The sequence below is a fragment of the Nitrospira sp. genome (assembly GCA_029194665.1).
Lineage (GTDB): Bacteria > Nitrospirota > Nitrospiria > Nitrospirales > Nitrospiraceae > Nitrospira_D.
This window is the reverse complement of record JARFXO010000003.1, coordinates 530,642-550,838: the sequence shown is the minus strand read 5'-3', so window position 1 is coordinate 550,838 and position 20,197 is coordinate 530,642. Positions and strand designations below refer to the sequence as shown.

The following is a 20,197-nucleotide window of genomic DNA, read 5'->3' as shown; positions in this document are numbered from 1 at the left end:
CAACTTTTATCGGCACAGTCCTACTCCCCCGACTGTTGAATCAACTTGGCGACAAGTCCGGTCCATCCTGTCTGATGACTGGCCCCGATACCGGCACCATTATCGCCATGAAAATACTCGTAGAAAAGAATGGCGTCTTGCCAGAAAAGATCTTCGTGGAGTTTGTTCCCGTCTCCGTAGACCGGACGTCGGCCGGTTTTATCTCGAAGGAAAATATGAGTCAGCCGTCGGGACAGCTCGGAAGCAACCTCGTCTAAGGTGGCCAATCGACCTGATCGTACCGGATACTCGACCTTGTACTCATTCCCAAGAAAGTAATGAAACTTCTGGAGCGACTCGATCAGCAGATAGTTGACCGGAAACCAGATGGGGCCTCGCCAGTTCGAATTCCCTCCGAATAACCCCGTGCTTGATTCGGCAGGTTCATAATCGACCCGATAGTCTCTGCCCATGATGGAAAGCACATAAGGATGGTCCTTGTGGTAGCGTGAGAGCGCTCGGATGCCGTATGGGGAGAGGAACTCTTCTTCGTCGAGCATGTACCGCAACACTGACTTGAGTCTTGTCGGGTTGACCAGAGACAAGAATCTCCGTATTCCTCCGTCATGTGAATGGGTTTCGACATGAGCGCTGAAATCGGGGCGATTTTCGATGAACCACTGCATGCGGTGCTTAAACCGTGGGAGGCGATCGACTAACTCAGAATCCAGTGTTTCTACGGCGAAAAGCGGGATCAATCCGACTAGAGATCGGACCTTGAGCGGAAGGGTTTGTCCATCCGGAAGATGCAGCACATCATAAAAAAATCCGTCTTCCCTATTCCAGAGCTCGATTTTTTCCCCGCCGATATTGTTCATGGCTCGACAGATGTAGACAAAGTGTTCAAAAAACTTGCTCGCCACATCCTCGTATGCTCGATTATCACGCGCCAACTCGAGTGCGATCGAGAGCATATTGAGGCAATACATCCCCATCCAACTTGTCGCGTCCGACTGTTCGATATGACCTCCGGTCGGCAACGGAGCGCTTCGATCAAAGACGCCGATGTTGTCGAGCCCTAAAAAACCACCTTGAAAGATGTTCTTCCCCTCGGCATCTTTTCGATTGACCCACCAGGTGAAGTTCAACAACAACTTATGGAATACTCGCTCGAGAAAAATCCGATCACCGACCCCGCTTCGCTTTCTCTCAATTTTATAGACTCGCCATGCAGCCCAGGCATGAACCGGAGGGTTGACGTCGCCAAATGCCCACTCATACGCCGGAATCTGACCGTTCGGGTGCATGTACCATTCTCTCAACATCAGAATGAGCTGTTCTTTGGCAAAGGTTGGGTCGACAAGGGAGAGGGGAATGCAATGGAATGCCAAGTCCCAGGCCGCATACCAGGGATACTCCCATTTATCCGGCATAGAGATCACGTCGGCATTGTAAAGATGTGTCCAGTCTGAGTTGCGTCCACGAAGACGTTCAAGGGGAGGTTCAGGCATTCCTGGATCACCGACCAGCCAGCGTTTCAAGTCATAATGGTAGAACTGTTTGCTCCAGAGTAAACCAGCGAACGCCTGTCTCTGCACCAGCCTTGCATCCTCGGAGAGATCAGCCGGAGCCAGTTCGTCATAAAACTCATCGGCTTCATGGATACGTTGCGCAAAGAGCTCATTGAACGCTTGAACTTCGATCCCAGACACTTCTGTTCTATTGGTCAGCCGCAGGCGAATGGTCTCCGATGCACCCTGAGAGAGTGATAGATGATAATGGGCGGCAGCTTTCGAGCCGATCTTCTCAGGATTGATTGCATCTGTTCGACCCTGGACTATGTAGTCATGAAAACTATCTTTCACATAATTGGCGCCATCTTGGTCACCGTATAATCGGCGCGTATTCGTCTCATTTTCAGTAAAGAGTAATGCGGGCCTTCCTTCACACCATAGGCGACGTGCTCCATAATGTTCGTGATCCAATTCAATCACGCTCAGCTCATCGGCAGCTTTTCCTTCGCGCATTCTCGGCCGACGGGCATCGATTCCCCACGACCACGTGTTCCGAAACCAAAGAGTGGGTAACAGCGTTAATTCGGCACGATCCGGCCCTCGGTTCGTCATTTGAATACGGATAAGAAGCTCCTCCGGCGTCGCCTTCGCATATTCCACCACCACATCGAAGTAGCGATTCTCATTGAAAACTCCGGTATCGATCAGCTCATATTCCGGCTCTTCACGTCTCCGACTTCGATTTTCATCTACGAGCTTGCCATACGGAAATTCCGCCTGAGGATACTTATAGAGATACTTCATGTATGAATGGGTTGGCGTGGAATCTAAATAGAAATAGTACTCTTTTGCATCTTCTCCGTGATTCCCTTCGTTACCGGTCAAACCGAATAGGCGTTCTTTCAGAATGGGATCGTGTCCATTCCAAAGCGAGACGGCAAAACAGATGTATTGGTGGCGATCTGAAATCCCGGCAAGCCCGTCTTCGTTCCACCGATAAGCGCGCGACCGAGCATGATCATGAGGAAAGGCATCCCAGGCCGTCCCGTGAAGGCTGTAGTCCTCACGCACCGTTCCCCAGGCACGTTCGCTCAAGTAAGGCCCCCACCGCTTCCAGTGCTGCTGGCGGATTGCATCTTCGGCAAGCCGTTGCCTCTCAGCGCGTGAAGGAGTTTGAACGCGAGCAGGTGTCCGAACTGTGTTCCCCACTGGACCTCTCACTGTACGCACGAGTTAGTAGTGCGACGGGGCTACGATGCACCGCCCTGTGGGCAATAATCAAGCCGGTGTTCGCTGGGTCCAAAGACCTGGACTTATTCCTCTTGTCGGCCTCTCGTATATTTCCTGAATGGCGTATTAGTCGGAAGCAGAGAGGAAAGCGGGGGCCTTACACACAATCTCGATAGAGAGAGGAGGAGAAGACACTGATCATTATTGGGGGGATTGCACTGAAAAAAGCCCGGGTCGAATACTTAGCTCCAGACCACTCGTTCCTGATTCAACAGATACTCAATGACTTCGATGCTGTTCCGCATCTGGATTTGAGCCTGTTCAGACATAGGGAGTACAGCCCCGACCAACTTGCCGGACTCCATATCCATGAGCGAGGGGATGCTTTCACCCGACGGCTTTTCAAGGTTACTACGGAAGCTAGCCAAGGGAGACCTCCTGGTTGAATCCTTCTCGGCGGGCTTGTGACGTTACTTTAATTGAGGAATGGACCGGAAGGATTCGTGGTACACAGACAGCATACCATACGCATTCCATCATATCAGATGCACTCTCTAACTCATTGTTTCAACGGTGGTTATTAACGATTGTGCGCGGGAATCAGAAGCGGAGGAAGTGCTCCAAGATGACGAAACTCTCCGCGGTTGAGCAACGTCGTGTCCGGTTTCAGTCGAAAGTCGTCATGCTCGGCATCCACAAAACGGGGATCGACCGTCATATCCGACTCCGCCTGGAGTTCCGGTGCCTGAATGTTCGGCGAACCGGCTCGCATGTAGTTCACCTCATTATTAAACAACGCGTTGTACGAGGTCTTGGTCTGACTCGACGCGGCGATGAGAAAGCCCACTTTGTTGAGGCTCAAAATATTCCCCGATGCCTCAATCGTGGACAAGCCTAGGAATGCCCCTCCGCCTCCATTCTTAACCAGAGTATTACCCACCAAAACCGCTTTTGCCTGGTCGCCGATCACGACAGCCTCGAACAAATTTCGGGTGATAATATTGCGCTCAAGCCGAACCGAAGACTTGCCGGTCACGTTCACACCGTGGTCGTTATCGTGGATAACATTTCCGATCAGAAGGACCTGAGAATCAGAAAAGTGCAAGCCCGTCGTCTCACTCCCCCCGATCACGGAGTCTTCGATACGAACATCTTCTACTTGTTGACCGAAGACCATTCCTTTCACATGAATCTGACGCAGCGTGATGCGGTTTCCGTTGAAAATGCCGAGGGCATGTCCTCCATGCTCTTTGATCGTGAGGCCGCTGATCTCAATATCTGTCGCCCCATACGGCCATTTACCCACATGCAGCACACCGACCAGCTCCTCTCGTCCAAGCAAGATGACTTTGTCGACTCCCGCTCCGACAATCTTGACCTTCTCCTTACTATGAACGGTCAAATCTTGAGCGTAGGTCCCTGCCTTGATCAGCACCGTGTCGCCCTTCCCGGCACTATCGACCGCCTCTTGAATTGAATAGAAATCCCCCGATCCGTCGAGTGCAACGGTGATCGTCCGTGGACGAGACAACACGGCATCGGTTTCGGCAACACCAGACTCGGAACCAATGAAACAGCAAACGGCTGCGATAAGGAGGAGTCGTCGCACACCGAAACTCTTACAAGCGGAGAACCAAGGATGTCAATCGCGGTTTCTTGGCGAACCTATCACGTGATAAGCTCCGCCGCCATGATCCTGATCGGACTCACCGGAGGCGTCGCCACTGGGAAAAGCACCGTGGCGAAGATGTTCAAGAAATGCGGTGCCATTGTGATCGATGCCGATGAATTGGCGCGTGAGGTTGTCCAGCCAGGCAAACCAGCATGGCGGGACATCGTACGTCGGTTCGGAAAATCCGTCTTGAACTCTGACAGGACGATCAATCGGCAAGTCCTCGGACAGATCGCGTTTGGTGACGGAACAGAGCGTCGAAAGCTGGAACAAATCATCCACCCTCGTGTAGCCAAGAAACAGGCCAGACTCACCAGACAAGCGGCCCAAAGCAATCCGCAGGCCGTCGTAATTTACGATGTCCCTTTGCTCTTCGAAGCCGGTATCGATAAGCGGGTAGACAAGACAGTTGTCGTGACAGCTGATCGCGAAACCCAGATCATGCGGCTGAAAAAGCGGAACGGCTTCACCCGAACCGAGGCTCTCCGACGAATCGGGAGTCAGATGCCGCTCGCGATGAAACGATTTCGTGCAGACTACGTACTCGATGGAACGAAACATCGACAAAGCCTTTCTCGGGACGTCAGTCGACTTTTTGAAAACTTTCGCTCCCTGTGACAGGCTGTTTGCTTTCCGGAGAATTCCCTCCATCTGCCTCTTGCTATGAGACCGCAATAAGGTCCTACCTTCTTCTTCCATCGCTGTGGTACAGTCACTGACCATGCATACCGTCATTATTATTGGATCCGGTCCGGCCGGACTCACCGCAGCGATTTATGCTGCTCGTGCGAACCTCTCTCCCCTGCTCGTCGAAGGCTGGCAAGCGGGTGGCCAGCTCACGACGACCACGGAAGTCGAAAACTACCCTGGTTTCGCAAAGGGCATCATGGGCCCAGAGTTAATGAAAGAGATGCGCTCCCAAGCAGAGCGGTTCGGAACGGTCCTCAAGACCGGAGACGTCACATCTGTCAATCTCAAGACTCGGCCTTTTCAAATCGTTGTGGATGGTGAGGAAACCCTTGAAACCAAGACGTTGATCATCGCGACCGGCGCCTCCCCGATCACGCTTGGTCTCTCAAACGAAAAGCGCTTGTGGGGGCACGGTGTGTCGAGTTGCGCAACCTGCGATGGGTTCTTCTTTAGAGGCAAAGAACTCGTCGTCGTAGGCGGCGGAGACAGCGCAATGGAAGAAGCGACGTTTCTCACTAAGTTCGCCAACAAAGTGTCGATTGTTCATCGTCGTGACAAGCTGCGCGCTTCCAAAATCATGCAAGACCGAGCCACGAAGAATGAAAAAATTGCCTTTGTCTGGAACAGTGTCGTCGAAGATGTTCTTGGGCAGGATGTCGTGTCCGGTGTCCGAATCAGGAACGTCGTCACCGGAACAGTCTGGGATTTGCCCTGTGCTGGATTCTTTTTGGCGATCGGCCACCGCCCGAACACAGCGCTCTTCGCAGGCCAGCTGAAGATGAACCAGGCCGGCTATCTCATAACCAATCACGGAACAGCCACCGATGTCCCTGGTGTGTTTGCGGCCGGGGATGTGCAAGACTCCCATTATCGCCAAGCCGTTACCGCGGCCGGTACGGGCTGCATGGCTGCGATCGACGCCGAGCGGTTCTTAGAAACTTCAAGACAAGGTTGAAGCTAAGGTTGAGCTTTCACGGAAAGAAAGATCTTCCACCTTAACATCGCCCCCACCCTATCCCCAGTATGCGTTGTGTCATCGCCCATTACCACGAGCTGGCTCTTAAGGGAAACAATCGGGATTACTTCGAGCGATGCCTCGTTAAGAACATTCGGACCGCGCTCAAGGATGTCGGAATTCGGCAGGTCGAGAACCTTCACAGTCGCATCCGGATCCGGCTCCCGCTAGAAGCCTCCCCCGAGGTGGTGCGAGACCGGCTCAAACTTGTATGCGGGATCGTCAATTTTTCGCTAGGCCGTGTGGTCCCGCTTGAATTACGCGATCCCAATCTGGGTGCACTCACAACGGCCGTCCTCGAAGAGATTCGATCACAATCCTTCACCACGTTCAGGGTCACAGCCAAACGGGCCGACAAGCGTTTGACTCTGACCTCAATGGATATAGAAAAAGTGCTCGGTGCAGCGGTCTGTAACAGCACCGGCAAGAAAGTCAGCTTGAAGAATCCTGACTTGACCATTTATGTCGAACTCCTCTCGAAGGAAGCGTTTTGCTCGGCGGAAAAGATCGAAGGTCCAGGCGGTATGCCGGTCGGCGTCAGCGGAAAGATCGCCTGCCTGATTTCGGGGGGGATCGACTCACCTGTAGCCGCCTATCGCATGGTGAAGCGTGGCTGCCTTGCTTCCTTCATCCATTTTTCGGGACGACCATTGGTCAGCCGGGCTTCGGAAGAAAAAGTTCACGACCTTGTACGACACCTCACCACCTTTCAATACGAATCACGTCTCTATGTGATTCCCTTTGGAGAGATCCAACGCGAAATCGTCCTCAGTACGCCCGCTCCATTTCGCGTCGTGCTCTACCGACGAATGATGGTACGGATCGCCGAGGAATTGGCCAGAAGAGAGCAGTGTTGGGCGTTAGCGACCGGCGATAGCCTGGGCCAAGTGGCTTCTCAAACGCCTCAAAATTTGTGTGCGATTGAAGAAGCAGCGGAGCTGCCGATCCTCCGTCCACTGATCGGCATGGACAAACGCGAGATCATCGACGAAGCCAGACGTCTCGGTACCTACGAGACGTCAATCGAGCCGGACCAGGACTGTTGCAAGCTATTTGTGCCTCCCCATCCGAGTACCAAAACTCGCCTTGACGATGTGCACAGGGTCGAACGCCTGATCGATGTCTCCACCTTGGTCAAACGAGGGGTGGAGAAGGCGGAGTTGACTGAGTTCTCGTTCCCCTTCTCAACTGCGTAGCTCGTAGGATTATTCTGTTTGGAGCCGAGGATCATGAAGTCACGTGACAAACCCAGTTTCTGAGAACTTGACATTCCTCGTAACTCCTCACGGGCTTGACCTCCCTTTCCGAAAATCCTTCGATTGATCAACATTTCCAGCTGATCCGAAACGTTCTATGACAAAGTCTTCCGATCGTCTGAGCCCTACTTGACAGAGAAGCGGCAGGCATGTTACCAATGGTTACATGTTAAAGCCTAGGGACCTTAAACGGGTTCGAGAAGGATTAGGGCTCACACAGCAGCAACTTGCTGATGTCTTGCACACCACGCGGGTATCAGTGGCGCGGTATGAGGCCGGCATGAGGAAGATTCCCGGTGTTGTCTCCGTTGTGCTGGATCAATTGCGACGGAAAACCGAGATTCCCATGGCCGGCCTGGTCGCAGCCGGCTCACCCATCGAGCCGGTGTCGCAATCGGAACTCGTGGATATACCACCGAGCATGCTGCGAGGCGGTGAGACTTTCGCCCTAAAGATAAAGGGCGAGTCAATGAAAGCTGACGGGATTTTGCCCGGCGATCTGGTAGTCGTGCGCAAACAGGAAACGGCTAAAAACGGACAAACCGTCGTCGCCTTGGTCAATCGCGAAGCCACAATTAAGACATATTTCAAGAAGAATGGGCGCATTGAACTTCATCCGGCCAACGACCAGATGCAGCCGATTATCGTCCGGCCATCGGACGAGTTTCATATCGAAGGCATTGTCATCGGCGTCATTCGGCATTGCGCCGTCTAGTCACACGAAAGGAGCAACGATGATCGCAACAGAGCGAACAACCCTAATAAAAGACCACTTGATGGATTTAGAAAGAACGGTGGCAGCACTGGACAATAGATTGCAGAGCATCCAGTGGGGATTGCAACTAAGCACTATAGAATTGCTCGTAGGCCATTTTCGAAGCGTCATGCGATCCAAGCCGAGAAGCCGGTTCATGTCGACAGTTTGCAATCAACATATACGTTCGAATACAAAGCTGGCGAGTCATGACGGTCCAAGAACATAGCTCACCATCAACGACGACAGGACCCTGTTCTGATTGTGGAATCGTGATCGAACGGCGGATGGAATCGATCGACGGCTTTACACATTCCACGGTCCAGCTTTGTCCAACCTGCTGGAATGCATACCGACAGCGGCAGGTATTTGCCGGCGGATGCTGCGGATAGGAGAAGGCCGTGGTATGAGAGGCACAGAAGCGAGAGGAGGAACTGCTCAGGTGCCGGTCACAGGCTGGGAAAGTCTCCGTCACCAACTCTCGTCACGGTCCAGGCCTGCGAAAGCTGAAACAGAAGGTCCCTCCATCCATGTGGTTCCACTGAATCCGTCTGATCGGCTGACTGTGTTGTATGGTCATCCGGCTGCCTCACGAATCGCCTCACAAGTTCTCGTCGACCGCGCCCTGTCCGGGCAGCCAGTCGTGTTTCTGGATGGAATCCACGCGTTCGATGCGTTCATCATCGGAAGACTGGCTCGCAGCCGCCGGCAACAGCCTCGGAAAGTGCTGGCGATGATCCATGTGGCTCGAGCCTTCAGTGCGCGGCAATTGGAACGGCTGATGTCTCAGTGTTTGGTTGGCGCCTTGGAGCGTTATCAAGCTCGCACGGCAGTGATATCCGGCCTTCTTGAAACCCTATGTGCCGGCGGCCTGACAGATCACGAGGTCAGGCGGCTTACGGACCGCATGATCGAATCGGTGGGACACTTGACGCTGCAAGGATTTTCGTTGCTCTGCCCCTGTCCCTCCGTTCCGATGCCAACGGCTCCAGCCCATCGGCTGTTTACCATATTGCGCTCGATGAGCAACCGTTGCATCCATGTGTATGAGATGCACGGGAAAGTCGTGACAGAGGAAATTCCGTTGGAAGCCATACCCGCCTATACAGAGCCTTGAGAGTGAACATGAACTACTCTACCGAAACGAAAGGCAGACTCCTCGTTGGTGTGAAATCTATGCGGTTCGTCGATTAATGCCCCAGAGGCCACCCTTCATCGTGGGTTGACCAACAAGAAGTCGTCAGCAAAATCTTTGACCAGAGGCTCGACCGCATCGGCTATAATTTGGCGCACATTCGCTTCCCCCACCGCCCCAACAACACTCGCAGACCAGGTGGCCCCCCAGGCCTGCGCTCCCCTCCTCGACAACAAGCCAACTACTTGCTTGAGATCCACGTTTACAGCATAGGCGTACAACCCTAGCTCCTCCTTCAGCATGTTGACATTGATTTAGAGATACGGCGCTGATTCCAAACGTGTTCTTTCTACGTTCGTGAGGACTCGAATGCCTTTTGAGCGGAGGATCAGCTCGACCGCTGTTCGGATCGCATCTTGCGAGAGACTATCGGCGGAGGCATCGGGACTGATATCCTCAACCACCACCCCCACTCCAGAGATCCCTCTTAAGGATTCCCGGCTCCCCGCATCAAGCGCTTGAGCTCCCTCGATATTCCCCCAGACCAAAGCCATGACTATCAGCTGCAACAGGTACCGCATAAGACCTCCAGAAGCAGCTACCTTCTTGCCTTCGTGCATCCGTCGCAAGGGCTCGAAAACTCCTTATCTCCAGGCATGCCTACGCTACCACCAGCGACAGCTCTCTTTCACCAATTTCCGATTGACGCTGATCCTATCCGTGGCTGAAACTGGAACCGAAGTGAGTAACGGGCTTGACAGGGAACCACAAACCAATGAAACTACGGCTACGCCCCCGTAGCTCAGTTGGATAGAGCAGCGGTTTCCTAAACCGCGGGTCGTACGTTCAATTCGTATCGGGGGCACCATACCAACCTTCGGTTGAACCGCGAGGCTATTTTGATGTTTATCGTAATCAAGCCCCGCGGATAGAAACCACCAGTAATCCAAACTCTATTACAGAGCGTACCATGCGCTCTTTATCGTCCTATCGTAATTATTGCACACGGATAAACCTCTTCGGCTTTCCTGTATTTTGGTACCAATCGCGCTCGCACTGGCGTCTCATCAGACGCAGCCTGCTTCTTAGCGGCGCCAGATAAACACCACAGCCCTCTTGCTGTCTCCTTCGGTTGATCCGTGCGCTATCTATTGCCTTATCGTGGCCATGGCGTGGGATAAACACCACCGGTAAAATTTTCTCTGTGGCACTTGCTCGTGCCCTGCACCTTTTTATCGGACCATTGTAATTGTCACGCCCAGATAACTGTCGCGATCGCCGGTCACACAAATCCGGCCCTGACCTTTCCCCTCACAACTACCGCATTGTGACACTTCCCTATCTTTTCCGGCTTGTGTCCGGCAATCCACACACCGTGCTGTATTCCATGACTCGAGAAAGGGTGGTATTATGAAGAAAACATTCGCTTGAAAGGAGTACTAGCTATGAAAGGCTCCCATTCTCATACGCATCTTCACAGCCATGAGCACATGCACGGATCGGCTCAGACTCACAACCACGAACATGCTCACGAGCATGCCCATGCTCACGACCATGGAACCGACGCGGGGCGTCATGATCATCAGCACACCGGCGAGCACGGCGAGCATCAGCACCAGCACCCAATGTAGTCTTCCTTGTGCATGTCTGATTTATTCTCTTCTCGTGATGGGCTAAAGGGTCGCCCAGCTCTGACGAAGAGGCGCCCGATGCAACCACAGACGTTTGCCGAGGTCATGTTTGAACAGCCTCGCACACCTACCCGCCTGGACCGGTTTCTCGACGAGATGAACCCTGTCGTGTCGTGGACGGAACTTGCTGCCGCGATGGCGTCGGTCTATCCCGAGGCTGTGGGTCATGGCGTCCGCCGCTGGGCTGCGCCTCCATTGTCTCCAAAAATGGTTCAACCTTTAGGTGTCGGAGGCGCTGCACGACTCGCGGGCCATCCGGCAGTTCGTGGGCATTAATCTGGGCATCGATCCTCAGAATCGGCGGAAGGAATGAAACCCGGAACTGCATCAGACGAAGAAGGTGATACGGCCTGCAGCGGGCAGCGCGACGTGATCCGGCGCCACGCTCTCGGTGCCCAAAACTTCCGAGTCGAACCAGCCCTCAAGTCAAGGGTTCAATCGGGAGCGTGATTATGAGATATCGCCTCCTTGTCGAACTTCCAATCTTGGTTCTTCAGACTGCACCAAAGGTTTGCGTCGAACACTTGAGACGAATGTACACCGCGTACCATCCTTCCACTGGCACATCAATCGAGCGCGGCTTCATACGCTACCAATAATAGGACCCTCCGTAGTATCCACGGTATTCCTGTGGAATGGGATCGCCGTAGCTATAGTACGGACCATACCCACCCTTCATGTGATCCCAATCCCAGACGGTGATGTGTTTAATGACTAGCTCAGGAACTTGCCGATTGACATCGCCGATTTGTATAGTGGTCGTGCCGAGCACTTCTCCGACAACAGTCACGCGTTTCTCCTTGTCATTAAGCACAGCCGAATCCGGCACCTGATCGCCACGATCGATGATGACGAACCGGCCTTTCGACTCGGTGTCAGGCCCGGAGGGAATCAACTCTTCGGACAGCGGAATCTGCAGCACCTCGATCCATATCCTGTCTTGCATCCGCTTTGCCGACAACACCTTGCCGCCCGCCAGCATAAGCTTTCCTTGATAGGTCTCAGGATGGTCCTTGATATCAACGTAACGGAGATGCCGATCGACACGTCCCTCCAACTGATCGGGGATCACATCCGACGTACGCTGACATGCGCTTGCGACAAGACAGAACACGGCAATGCTCAACGAAAGGCTTGTGCGCTTCATGGTGACCTCCTTCTTCCAAAGATTTCCCCACTTTACAACCGAGGCTCTCTCTCCGGATTGAATAATTCGACCACCTGGCATGCAAACTAACTGTGCAATACCTATTCTTCTGCCTGGACACCGCCACAGACATGTGATGAGAATTGAAAGAGCTGGACCTTGTGGAGCGGACGGCCCTCCGATAACATGATGTCTGTCGGCGCGATATCTGCAGGAAGAGACAACCTGTTCTCGATAGGAACAACTGTCTCGATTGCGCGAGCGCGGTTTGTTCATACGTTGCTCCCACGACTTCCCTGAGATCGACGCCGGATCAAAACAAGAGGGCGTATGCGTCAACCGGAATGTGCGGAATCGAATAGCGCGGGATGGGCGGGATTGACGCGAGGCAGGTATACTGATGATATACCGCTGTTCCCTCTCATCCGACCAATGCGACGGACGTTCTATCTTCATCAATCCGTAGCCTTTCTCCGGCAGATATCCGTAGGAGTAGACGAAGGCTTTCCATCCGTTGCTACCTCGATCCTCCGTCGTCATCTAAACTCGTAAACTCGATGTTTCGATAAGTCTTGCTCATGGTCCGCAGTCTGGGACGTGACAGCACACCTCGTCAAAATTTGGTGTTTTCTTGTCATGCCGTACCCCCTCGGCTAGACTTTTTTCACACAGCCATGGCACGAGCACGCACAGCAGAACATCAACGGTCACGATCGAAAACCGCTCTCATCGATGAGATCACACACGGAATCAACAAGTTTCAGGAAGTTCTGGCGGCAATCAATGACATCAGTCAAGAGGGATTCCCTTATCGTGATGCGGCGCAGAGCAAAGCCGAGCTGCAATTTCGTGAATGCCTGCGACAGACGTTTGGTGAGCGTTCTCATGAATTCCACACGTATCGGAACTTCAAGATTCGCACAGCGACCAAGCCTGAGGTGGCACAGACCCTTTCTGTCATTAAAGACCTTATGCATACCCTAGAGGACCGGAAACTGGAACTGCAAGGACTCAAGCCACCGCCAAAAGCAGAGCCTGCAAATGAGGCGATTTCCAACACCACAGCGCACCTGGTATTGGTCTCACCCGAACCACCAACCACGGCGCCACAGGTAAACTCCCCATTGACAGTCGCCGTGGCCATGACAACAAGTATGGGACCGTCTCCTTCTCCTCTGATACCTCAACCACCACCGTCCATACCTGAGTTCGTCACTGCTCCTGAGCCGTCCCCGATGCCGACATCGACAGTCCCTCCGACTCCTCCGACTCCTCCGCCATCTCCAACACCGACACCCATCGCTGTCGCATCCCAGCCACAACCTCCCCCAGTGGCCGCCGTCACCCCTTCTCTGCCTCCCCCACTCCCAGCTCAGCCAGCGTCATCAACGATTGATAGGCCAGTGGACGTTGCGCAAGCGCCCCCATCTCCAGCGGCAGCTCAGATCTCTCCCTCGACAACGCCACAACCTCCCATCAATACTCCAACCTCTGTGGTGAACGACCAGTCACTGTCCGGAGGGACGCCTTCCACTGGTGGCCGTGCTTCGCAAGACCCATCGTTCGACATGCCGGCGATCAATCTGAGCCGCCCTCTGTTGGGCGAATCCGTGCTCGATTCCGCGCCTGAGCAGGACCCCCTCCATCTCATTCGGAAAGTCTGTCATCGCTTCCACACCATAGCCCGCCAGCTCCGACTCCGGAGAGACTATCGTCCGACACTTGAGGTCGACGACGACTACGACCTACAAGACCTCTTGTGCGCGTTGTTGAAGGTGGAGTTCGACGAAGTAGCAACCGAAGAATGGATACCACCCTATACGGGAGGCTCACCAAGAACAACGCTCCTGGTGAATCGGGATCAAATCGCCGTGGTGTCGAAAAAAACCAGGCCTGGCTTGACCACGAAAGAACTTGTCGAGCAGGTCGCGGCAGACTCCGCTTATTATGGAGCTCAAGGGCGATGCTCCACCTTGTTTTGCTTTGTGTACGATCCGGAAGGCCGCATCGGGAGCCCGAAGCGGCTGGAAACAACCTTAACAAGCGTCAGCGAGCACTGTCGGATCGAAGTGCTTGTTGCGCCAAAGTGAGACCATGGCAAAACCAAATTTAAAGAGGATTCCTTCTATCACGTCGCCATCAAAGACCATGAAGACCAAGCCCGAGTTGACAGAACAAAATGACTTTGCTATAAAACAGCCCACTTCTGGGGCAATTCCTTACACGATTCATGGTCCCGCTCCGGGGGACCAGGGCACGTCGGACCGGGCATACGTGCTGATCAATGTTCTTCCCGGCCAGACAGCGACTGTAGTCAAGGCGTTGGGTGACATTAAGGAAATAAAAACGATTGATCCATGTTGGGGCAAGCCGGATATAATAGCCACAGCCGATATACCGGACCAAGATGCTTTGACTCAATTGGTGTTGAGTCGTATACATCGTATAGAAGGAGTGACGCAGACCGATACTCACCTTGTATACCGTCTGAAGGAGGCCAGAACAAAATGATCCGAAAGGACTGTCTTGCCATCGTCGCCCTCGCCGTCTTTGTCTTTGGGTGTGCCAGAGTCCCACCACCACATAACTCCCTAGCAGAAGTTGTCGAGGTCACATTGCCTGCGCCGGAAGACCGTGTAAAGGCCGCCGTGACCAAAGTATTGGAAGACGACGACTATGATGTGGAATGGACAGACGCATCCCAGTTGAAAACAGGCTACAGGGGTGAACAGCCGAGTATCTATGATAATTGGCTCGGCAAAGGCGTGTTCGGCGTGGTCAGGAGCTATTACGAAGTTTCCGTGAGCCCAGAGACAAGCGAGACCACCCGTCTCCGGCTGCAGGTATCCTCAGAAGGAAAGAGTACCCCCTGGCAAGCCTGGGGCCCTGCGGCAACCCAGGTACCTCAGAGTGCAGAAAATAAGCTGCGCCTGATCAAGAATGAACTGAAAATCGTCCAGAATACGTACACAACAGAGACCTTTTACGGGTCGAAACCTTAGACTGACTCTTTTTCCGCTCCTTCAACCTCATCTCCAAGATCAAGGCCAAAACGCTCTGCCATCCGGTAGAGCGTTCGTCTGTCGATGCCGAGGATTTTTGCGGCCTTCACCTTATTTCCCTTCGTTTCCTTGAGTACGCGAGTCAAATGACGTTTTTCCACTTCTTCTAAGGTCAGGTACGCTTCATCGAGCTGATCGACTTGCGAAAGTCGCGCATCGGCTTCAGCCGTTGCACTCTGGCGAATCACTTCGGGTAAATCCTCAGGCGTCAGAAGAGGCCCGTGGCTCAATGACACAGCGCGTTCAATGGCGTTTTCAAGCTCTCGAACGTTGCCCGGCCATCGATATTGGATCAAGAGCGCCATGGTTTCCGGCAAGACTCCCCGTACCGCATGGTCTGTGCCTGCCGCGCACTTTTGTAGGAAGTGATGTACCAGCATCGGAATATCTTCCCGCCGATCGACCAATGACGGCAACGTGATCGGAACGACTTTCAATCGGTAGAAGAGATCGTCCCGAAACTTGCCTTCCTTGACCAGCTGCTCAAGATCTCGGTTGGTCGCGGCAATGATCCGGACATCGACTCTGGTGGATGTCGTGCTCCCGACCCGGCGAACCTCCTGATCCTGCATAACCCGCAACAACTTCACCTGTAACGCCTGTCCAAGCTCACCGATCTCGTCGAGAAACAGCGTCCCTCCATTGGCCGATTCAAAGAGCCCGACTTTGGTCCCCGCTGCGCCGGTGAAGGCCCCTTTCTCGTATCCGAACATTTCCGATTCCAACAAGGTATCGGGCAACGCACCGCAATTGACTGGAATGAACGGCTTATCCCGGCGTGGGCCGTTCGTATGAATGGCCCGTGCAATGAGTTCTTTGCCGGTCCCGCTTTCTCCTTGGAGCAGGACCGTGCTCTTGCTTTCCGCCACGCGCGCGACCAACTTGTATACCTCCAACATTGCCGTGCTGCTTCCGACCAAGGGAGACCACTCGCCCTTACTCTTCAACTCTTCTCGAAACCGGGCATTCTCTTGGAGCAATCGGCAGTGATCCAGACCCCGTTTGACCACTAGCTTGATGTCCTCTTTCTTGAACGGCTTCGCCAGGTAATCGTAGGCGCCCTGCTTGATCGCTTCGATCGCCCCTTCCAGAGAGCCGAACGCGGTGAGCACCACCACGGCCGTATTCGGACTCAATCGTTTGAACTCACGCAACACTGTCAGCCCATCCACCGCACCCATACGGATGTCCGTCAACACCAAATCGACCCGCCCCTGGCGTCCACGCGCGATCACCTCTTCCCCGTCGGCAAAGGCTTCCACATGATATCCTTCTTTCCTGAGAGCCTCCGCCAACAGCTCTCGCGCAACCACATCGTCGTCGGCCACCAGAATCGTCGCTGGTTGCATTACGCCTCCTCCCTCGTATGAATAGGTTCACTTCGCATTGCCGGTAAGGTCATCGTTACGGTCGTACCACGTCCGATTTCACTCGTCATCGACAGGCTGCCGCCATGAGCCATCGCCGATTCGCGGCTCAAGAATAGCCCCAAGCCCGTTCCCTTGCCAATCGCCTTGGTCGTAAAAAATGGTTCAAAGGCTTTCTGTACGTCTCCCTCCGGCATGCCGCATCCTGTGTCTCGCACCTCGATTGTAATCACTAACGGCGACATGTCCTCTGCGACCAGCCGACCGCGGTCCAACTCGGCTGACGACGCCTCACGATTACCTACCATGATGGTCACTTTGCCCTGTGCGGTGGTTGCGGCGAGCGCATTGGTCAGGACATTCACCAATACCTGATGGATCTTTTCCTTGTCCGCCCAAACCAGCGGAAGGTCCTTTGGAATCTCGACCGTCAGAGCGATCCCCTTCTCATGGAACGCCGGTTCCATCAGGACCGCCGAGGGGCTGACTACTTCTTCCACAGGAAGCCATTGTGGCTCAGGCTGGCGCGGCCTGGTAGAAGACAATAAATCCTGAATGATTCGAACCACTCGCGCGAGCTGGTCATCGATGATGGCCACCCGCTTTCTCATTCCCGGCGTTGCACCAGGCTCCTCGGCCAGAGCCTGAACATGCCATGCGATCGAATGAAGCGGCGTGCCCACCTCATGTGCCACAGACGCCACGAGCTGTCCCACCGCAGCCAATCGCTCCGACCGGTTCAGCTGATCTTTCGCCTGGATCAGTTGCGTGTTGGCTTTGAGCAGATTCTCGGTTTCTCGGGCTAACGCCGACCTCGCCGCCTCCTCTCGCCCCTTTCGTCCTTCCCAGCTCACTCCCAGGTAAGCCACCAATAGCAAGACGCCGACGACGACGCTCCTATTGATGACCGCGGCCTGAAATCGGCCGGGCTTCGTCGGTTGGAGTAGACCTAAATAGGTGGCAACAACACAGGCCAGCACCATAATCAACATGATGGTTCTATTTCGAAGGGTGGTCACCAACAAGATGGGTAACACGTACCCATAGGCGCCGACGACGTTGACCGGGGCGAATTCTTCAATCACTAAGATGATGAGAAAGCAGGCAGTCGCAATGGCAAGCACGAGGCGGTCACGATGTGTCATGACAGTCATCGACTCGCTCCGCCTCGCCGAGCATCACACCTTCTGAATCGAGAACATCGAGAACGAAGGGGGCTCTTCTTCACCGAAGTACTTACACAAGCGGGCGGGTCAAACGCAACAGAGACGCGAGTCGTTCAAATCGTGAGTCCTCGATCAAGTCCTCCACCGTCAGACTCAACTTCCGGCACCAATTCGGGTGCTGGTCCAATGTTCCTGGTAGATTGGCCTGGCATCGGGTGCCGATGACATCATCGATGTTGGCCAAGACAATCCAGGCGGGGGTACGGGCCAGATACTGATGAATCGCCTCCATCAACTCAGTCGTCATGATCGGTACCTGAGTCGGATCCTCAGATACTCCTGAGGGCAGGAGTCCCTCCGACTTCACTGCAACGAGAATCCCTGCTTTTTCTCGATGCCGTTCCGCCCACATCTCCTTTTCAGCATTCTCCGAAGGGAAAAGACTCAGTGCGGATCGCGTTTCGATATCCACGCCTTCCCAATACCCGCGCAGCGTCGGAAGATCGTGGGTGGTCACGACGGCAAGGGATTGAGCTGGATAATGAGCCGGAGGCTTCCACCTTCCCCCATGGTCTCGCTCAAAATACAAGACTCGGTATGATAAGACGCCAGCCGCGACAAGTCGCTCACGCACCCAATCGGGAACGGTCCCCAGATCCTCGCCTATTACTACTGTCTTCGCTCGTACGCTTTCCAACGCCAAGATGGCCAACAGTTCGTCATCCTGGTAATGGACGTACGTCCCCAGCGAGGGCGGGAGACCACGAGGGATCCAAAACAGTCGGAAAAGCGCCATGACATGATCAATCCGTATGGCACCGCCGTAGCGAAGATTATTGCGGAGCAATTCGATAAAGTACCGGTAACCGCTCGTGCGCAGACGCAATGGATCGAGCGGAGAAAATCCCCAATTCTGTCCTTCGGGGGCAAAGGCGTCGGGGGGTGCACCACAGTCAGCCTTGAACGCCAGAACTTCCTGATGCAGCCACCCATCGGCGCCGTAGCGATCGCTTCCCAGAGCAAAGTCATGGTACAAGCCGATCGGCATACCAGCTTCATGTGTTTTCCTCACGGCCTCAAGCAACTGTTCGACGGCCAGCCATTGCAGATATTGAAAGAATCGTACCCGAGACATCTGTCGACGGCGAAACTCTTCCAGGGCGTCCGACTTTCGAGTTCGGTAGGGCTCCGGCCAATCGGCCCAGACGACCGGAGCTGATTGCGAGGATTGCCGTTCTTCCTCAAGGGCCTGAAACAGCGCATAGTGCGCCAAAGACTCCCCTTCCTGCTCCGTAAAGCGATGAAAGCCTCTTCCCCGATCGGTCTTTGGTGTCAAGTCGGGTTCGACACCTTCGAAGTTGTCCCGCAGAAATGTCCGATAACAGAGATCGAGGACCTGGCGTTTCGTCGACCTCACCTCGTCGTAATCCACGAACTCGCATCGCCGAGCCGCTTCAATCCGGGAGCGAAATGCGGGGTCGGCAAGGAACCGTTGTACATCAGGACTCGTCCAGCACTCTGAAACCTGGATGACATCGAGATACAAGTCGTTCAAAAACAGCCGGCTGGTAGGTGAATAGGGACTAATATGATAGGGCTTGGTATTCTTTAGAGCATGGAGCGGGTTCAGCCCGATCACCGCAGCCCCCAGATGTTTTCCAGCCCATTCGATGACAGCACCCAGATCTCGAAAATCGCCGACTCCCCAATTGTGATGGCTCCGCAATGAATAAAGCTGTAAGGCAATGCCCCACCATCGAACACCCTGGTTTAGTTCATCAGGAATGTAACAGCGCTCCGGCGCGACGATGAGGCGGAACGTGGATTCCGCATTCGTGCCGCCTCCCTTCGAATAGGCTTTGACTGTGTAATAGCCAAGCGGCAGGTCTTGTTGAAACGGTAGCGAGACGCGAACAAACCTACGTCCCTGAATCGTGCGAGTCTCTTCGACTCTGAGCCCAGGCCCCTCCGTTCTGTCAAATAGAGTGCCTCCGTTTCCCTCACACAGTGACCACCGAACCTGAAAAGCCGACTCGTCCGGGCTCTCACAAGGCCCATACCAGGACCAGGCACCTGCGTCCCGTCCTAATCGAAGCACATGGACTGGTTCACAGCCTCGCAGCCACCAACGATTATCCCACGTCTCGAGTTCCTCAATGAGTTCTTCCCGATTCCCAGCCCGCAGATTCATGGCAGCCAAGATGGCCCGTCGCGTTTCGTCCGTCGTCACATGGTGCGTTCCAGCGATGTCATAGTAATCGGCGGCAATTCCTGCTCGCTCCGCCAACATGCGTAACAAGTCACCTTCAGATTGGTCGTACATACCGCGAGTGTGAGTGAATGGCTTGGTCAAGTCAAGGTAATGTAATTCCGAGGCTTTTTGGATGAATTCGGCCAGGATGTTGGCGAGAGGAGCAGCAGAGTGCTGGAAAGACCGCATGAAACAAGTTCCTTCAAGTCAACGCACATGCATGGTGGGTATCGGACATCGAAATCAGCTGCTCAACAGCCGCATATTC

Annotated in this window: 20 protein-coding genes and 1 tRNA gene; 10 read left to right on the top strand and 11 right to left on the bottom strand. The window is 54.1% G+C overall.

Translation table 11 applies throughout. The features are described from left to right. Positions 1-20: 20 nt before the first annotated feature. The 3 genes from P0119_12100 to P0119_12090 all read right to left on the bottom strand — a co-directional run bounded on the left by P0119_12100 (position 21) and on the right by P0119_12090 (position 4,332). Positions 21-2,588, bottom strand: a complete 2,568-nt coding sequence (locus P0119_12100) for a glucosidase (GenBank protein MDF0666797.1) — start codon at positions 2,586-2,588, stop codon at positions 21-23. Between the two features lie 377 nt (positions 2,589-2,965). Beyond that, positions 2,966-3,151 carry a hypothetical protein gene (locus P0119_12095; protein MDF0666796.1) on the bottom strand — a complete coding sequence of 62 codons (186 nt, stop codon included), beginning with the start codon at positions 3,149-3,151 and terminating at the stop codon, positions 2,966-2,968. 152 nt (positions 3,152-3,303) lie between these two features. Continuing rightward, positions 3,304-4,332 carry a pectinesterase family protein gene (locus P0119_12090; protein ID MDF0666795.1) on the bottom strand — a complete coding sequence of 343 codons (1,029 nt, stop codon included), beginning with the start codon at positions 4,330-4,332 and terminating at the stop codon, positions 3,304-3,306. Between the two features lie 30 nt (positions 4,333-4,362). Between P0119_12090 and coaE the strand changes: the two genes are divergently transcribed. From coaE to P0119_12065, 5 genes are all read left to right on the top strand, one after another. Continuing rightward, positions 4,363-5,013, top strand: coding sequence for a dephospho-CoA kinase (gene coaE, locus P0119_12085; protein MDF0666794.1), 651 nt, complete (start codon positions 4,363-4,365; stop codon positions 5,011-5,013). Between the two features lie 103 nt (positions 5,014-5,116). Beyond that, positions 5,117-6,040: a thioredoxin-disulfide reductase gene (trxB, locus tag P0119_12080; GenBank protein MDF0666793.1), complete on the top strand. Its 924-nt coding sequence runs from the start codon at positions 5,117-5,119 to the stop codon at positions 6,038-6,040. Positions 6,041-6,108: 68 nt separating this feature from the next. Then, a complete protein-coding gene (gene thiI, locus P0119_12075; GenBank protein MDF0666792.1) occupies positions 6,109-7,296 on the top strand; it encodes a tRNA 4-thiouridine(8) synthase ThiI in 1,188 nt (395 codons plus the stop codon). Between the two features lie 226 nt (positions 7,297-7,522). After that, positions 7,523-8,071, top strand: coding sequence for a transcriptional repressor LexA (gene lexA, locus P0119_12070; protein MDF0666791.1), 549 nt, complete (start codon positions 7,523-7,525; stop codon positions 8,069-8,071). A 445-nt stretch (positions 8,072-8,516) separates the two neighbouring features. Next, positions 8,517-9,227, top strand: coding sequence for a hypothetical protein (locus P0119_12065; GenBank protein MDF0666790.1), 711 nt, complete (start codon positions 8,517-8,519; stop codon positions 9,225-9,227). 95 nt (positions 9,228-9,322) lie between these two features. On the opposite strand, the gene P0119_12060 is transcribed toward P0119_12065, so the two are convergent. Beyond that, positions 9,323-9,547 (bottom strand): hypothetical protein, encoded by a 225-nt coding sequence (locus P0119_12060; GenBank protein ID MDF0666789.1) that lies wholly within the window; start codon positions 9,545-9,547, stop codon positions 9,323-9,325. 12 nt (positions 9,548-9,559) lie between these two features. Further along, on the bottom strand, positions 9,560-9,826 hold the full coding sequence (locus tag P0119_12055) for a hypothetical protein (GenBank protein ID MDF0666788.1): 267 nt from the start codon (positions 9,824-9,826) through the stop codon (positions 9,560-9,562). Positions 9,827-10,036: 210 nt separating this feature from the next. On the opposite strand from P0119_12055, the gene P0119_12050 reads away from it, so the two are divergent. Further along, positions 10,037-10,113: transfer RNA gene (locus tag P0119_12050), tRNA-Arg, on the top strand. 571 nt (positions 10,114-10,684) lie between these two features. Here P0119_12050 and P0119_12045 read toward each other — a convergent pair. Beyond that, positions 10,685-10,867, bottom strand: a complete 183-nt coding sequence (locus P0119_12045) for a hypothetical protein (GenBank protein MDF0666787.1) — start codon at positions 10,865-10,867, stop codon at positions 10,685-10,687. An 87-nt stretch (positions 10,868-10,954) separates the two neighbouring features. On the opposite strand from P0119_12045, the gene P0119_12040 reads away from it, so the two are divergent. Then, positions 10,955-11,212 carry a hypothetical protein gene (locus tag P0119_12040; GenBank protein ID MDF0666786.1) on the top strand — a complete coding sequence of 86 codons (258 nt, stop codon included), beginning with the start codon at positions 10,955-10,957 and terminating at the stop codon, positions 11,210-11,212. 313 nt (positions 11,213-11,525) lie between these two features. On the opposite strand, the gene P0119_12035 is transcribed toward P0119_12040, so the two are convergent. Next, positions 11,526-12,083, bottom strand: a complete 558-nt coding sequence (locus tag P0119_12035; GenBank protein MDF0666785.1) for a Slp family lipoprotein — start codon at positions 12,081-12,083, stop codon at positions 11,526-11,528. 707 nt (positions 12,084-12,790) lie between these two features. After that, entirely contained in the window at positions 12,791-12,970 is a 180-nt protein-coding gene (locus P0119_12030) for a hypothetical protein (GenBank protein MDF0666784.1), read from the bottom strand. A gap of 609 nt (positions 12,971-13,579) precedes the next feature. Between P0119_12030 and P0119_12025 the strand changes: the two genes are divergently transcribed. The 3 genes from P0119_12025 to P0119_12015 are packed head-to-tail and all read left to right on the top strand — an operon-like array spanning position 13,580 to position 15,085. Further along, positions 13,580-14,173 (top strand): hypothetical protein, encoded by a 594-nt coding sequence (locus P0119_12025; GenBank protein MDF0666783.1) that lies wholly within the window; start codon positions 13,580-13,582, stop codon positions 14,171-14,173. 4 nt (positions 14,174-14,177) lie between these two features. Next, the gene (locus P0119_12020) at positions 14,178-14,594 is read left to right on the top strand and encodes an Lrp/AsnC ligand binding domain-containing protein (GenBank protein ID MDF0666782.1); all 417 of its coding nucleotides are present in this window, start codon (positions 14,178-14,180) and stop codon (positions 14,592-14,594) included. Then, positions 14,591-15,085, top strand: a complete 495-nt coding sequence (locus tag P0119_12015) for a hypothetical protein (protein MDF0666781.1) — start codon at positions 14,591-14,593, stop codon at positions 15,083-15,085. The genes P0119_12020 and P0119_12015 overlap by 4 nt, the downstream gene beginning before the upstream one ends. Here P0119_12015 and P0119_12010 read toward each other — a convergent pair. The 3 genes from P0119_12010 to malQ form a co-directional block, all read right to left on the bottom strand. Beyond that, on the bottom strand, positions 15,082-16,494 hold the full coding sequence (locus P0119_12010) for a sigma-54 dependent transcriptional regulator (protein ID MDF0666780.1): 1,413 nt from the start codon (positions 16,492-16,494) through the stop codon (positions 15,082-15,084). The two genes, P0119_12015 and P0119_12010, sit on opposite strands and share 4 nt — an antisense overlap. Then, positions 16,494-17,666 carry an ATP-binding protein gene (locus tag P0119_12005; protein ID MDF0666779.1) on the bottom strand — a complete coding sequence of 391 codons (1,173 nt, stop codon included), beginning with the start codon at positions 17,664-17,666 and terminating at the stop codon, positions 16,494-16,496. Before P0119_12005 ends, P0119_12010 begins: the two co-directional genes overlap by 1 nt. Positions 17,667-17,748: 82 nt before the next feature. After that, on the bottom strand, positions 17,749-20,118 hold the full coding sequence (gene malQ / locus P0119_12000) for a 4-alpha-glucanotransferase (GenBank protein MDF0666778.1): 2,370 nt from the start codon (positions 20,116-20,118) through the stop codon (positions 17,749-17,751). Positions 20,119-20,197: the final 79 nt, after the last annotated feature.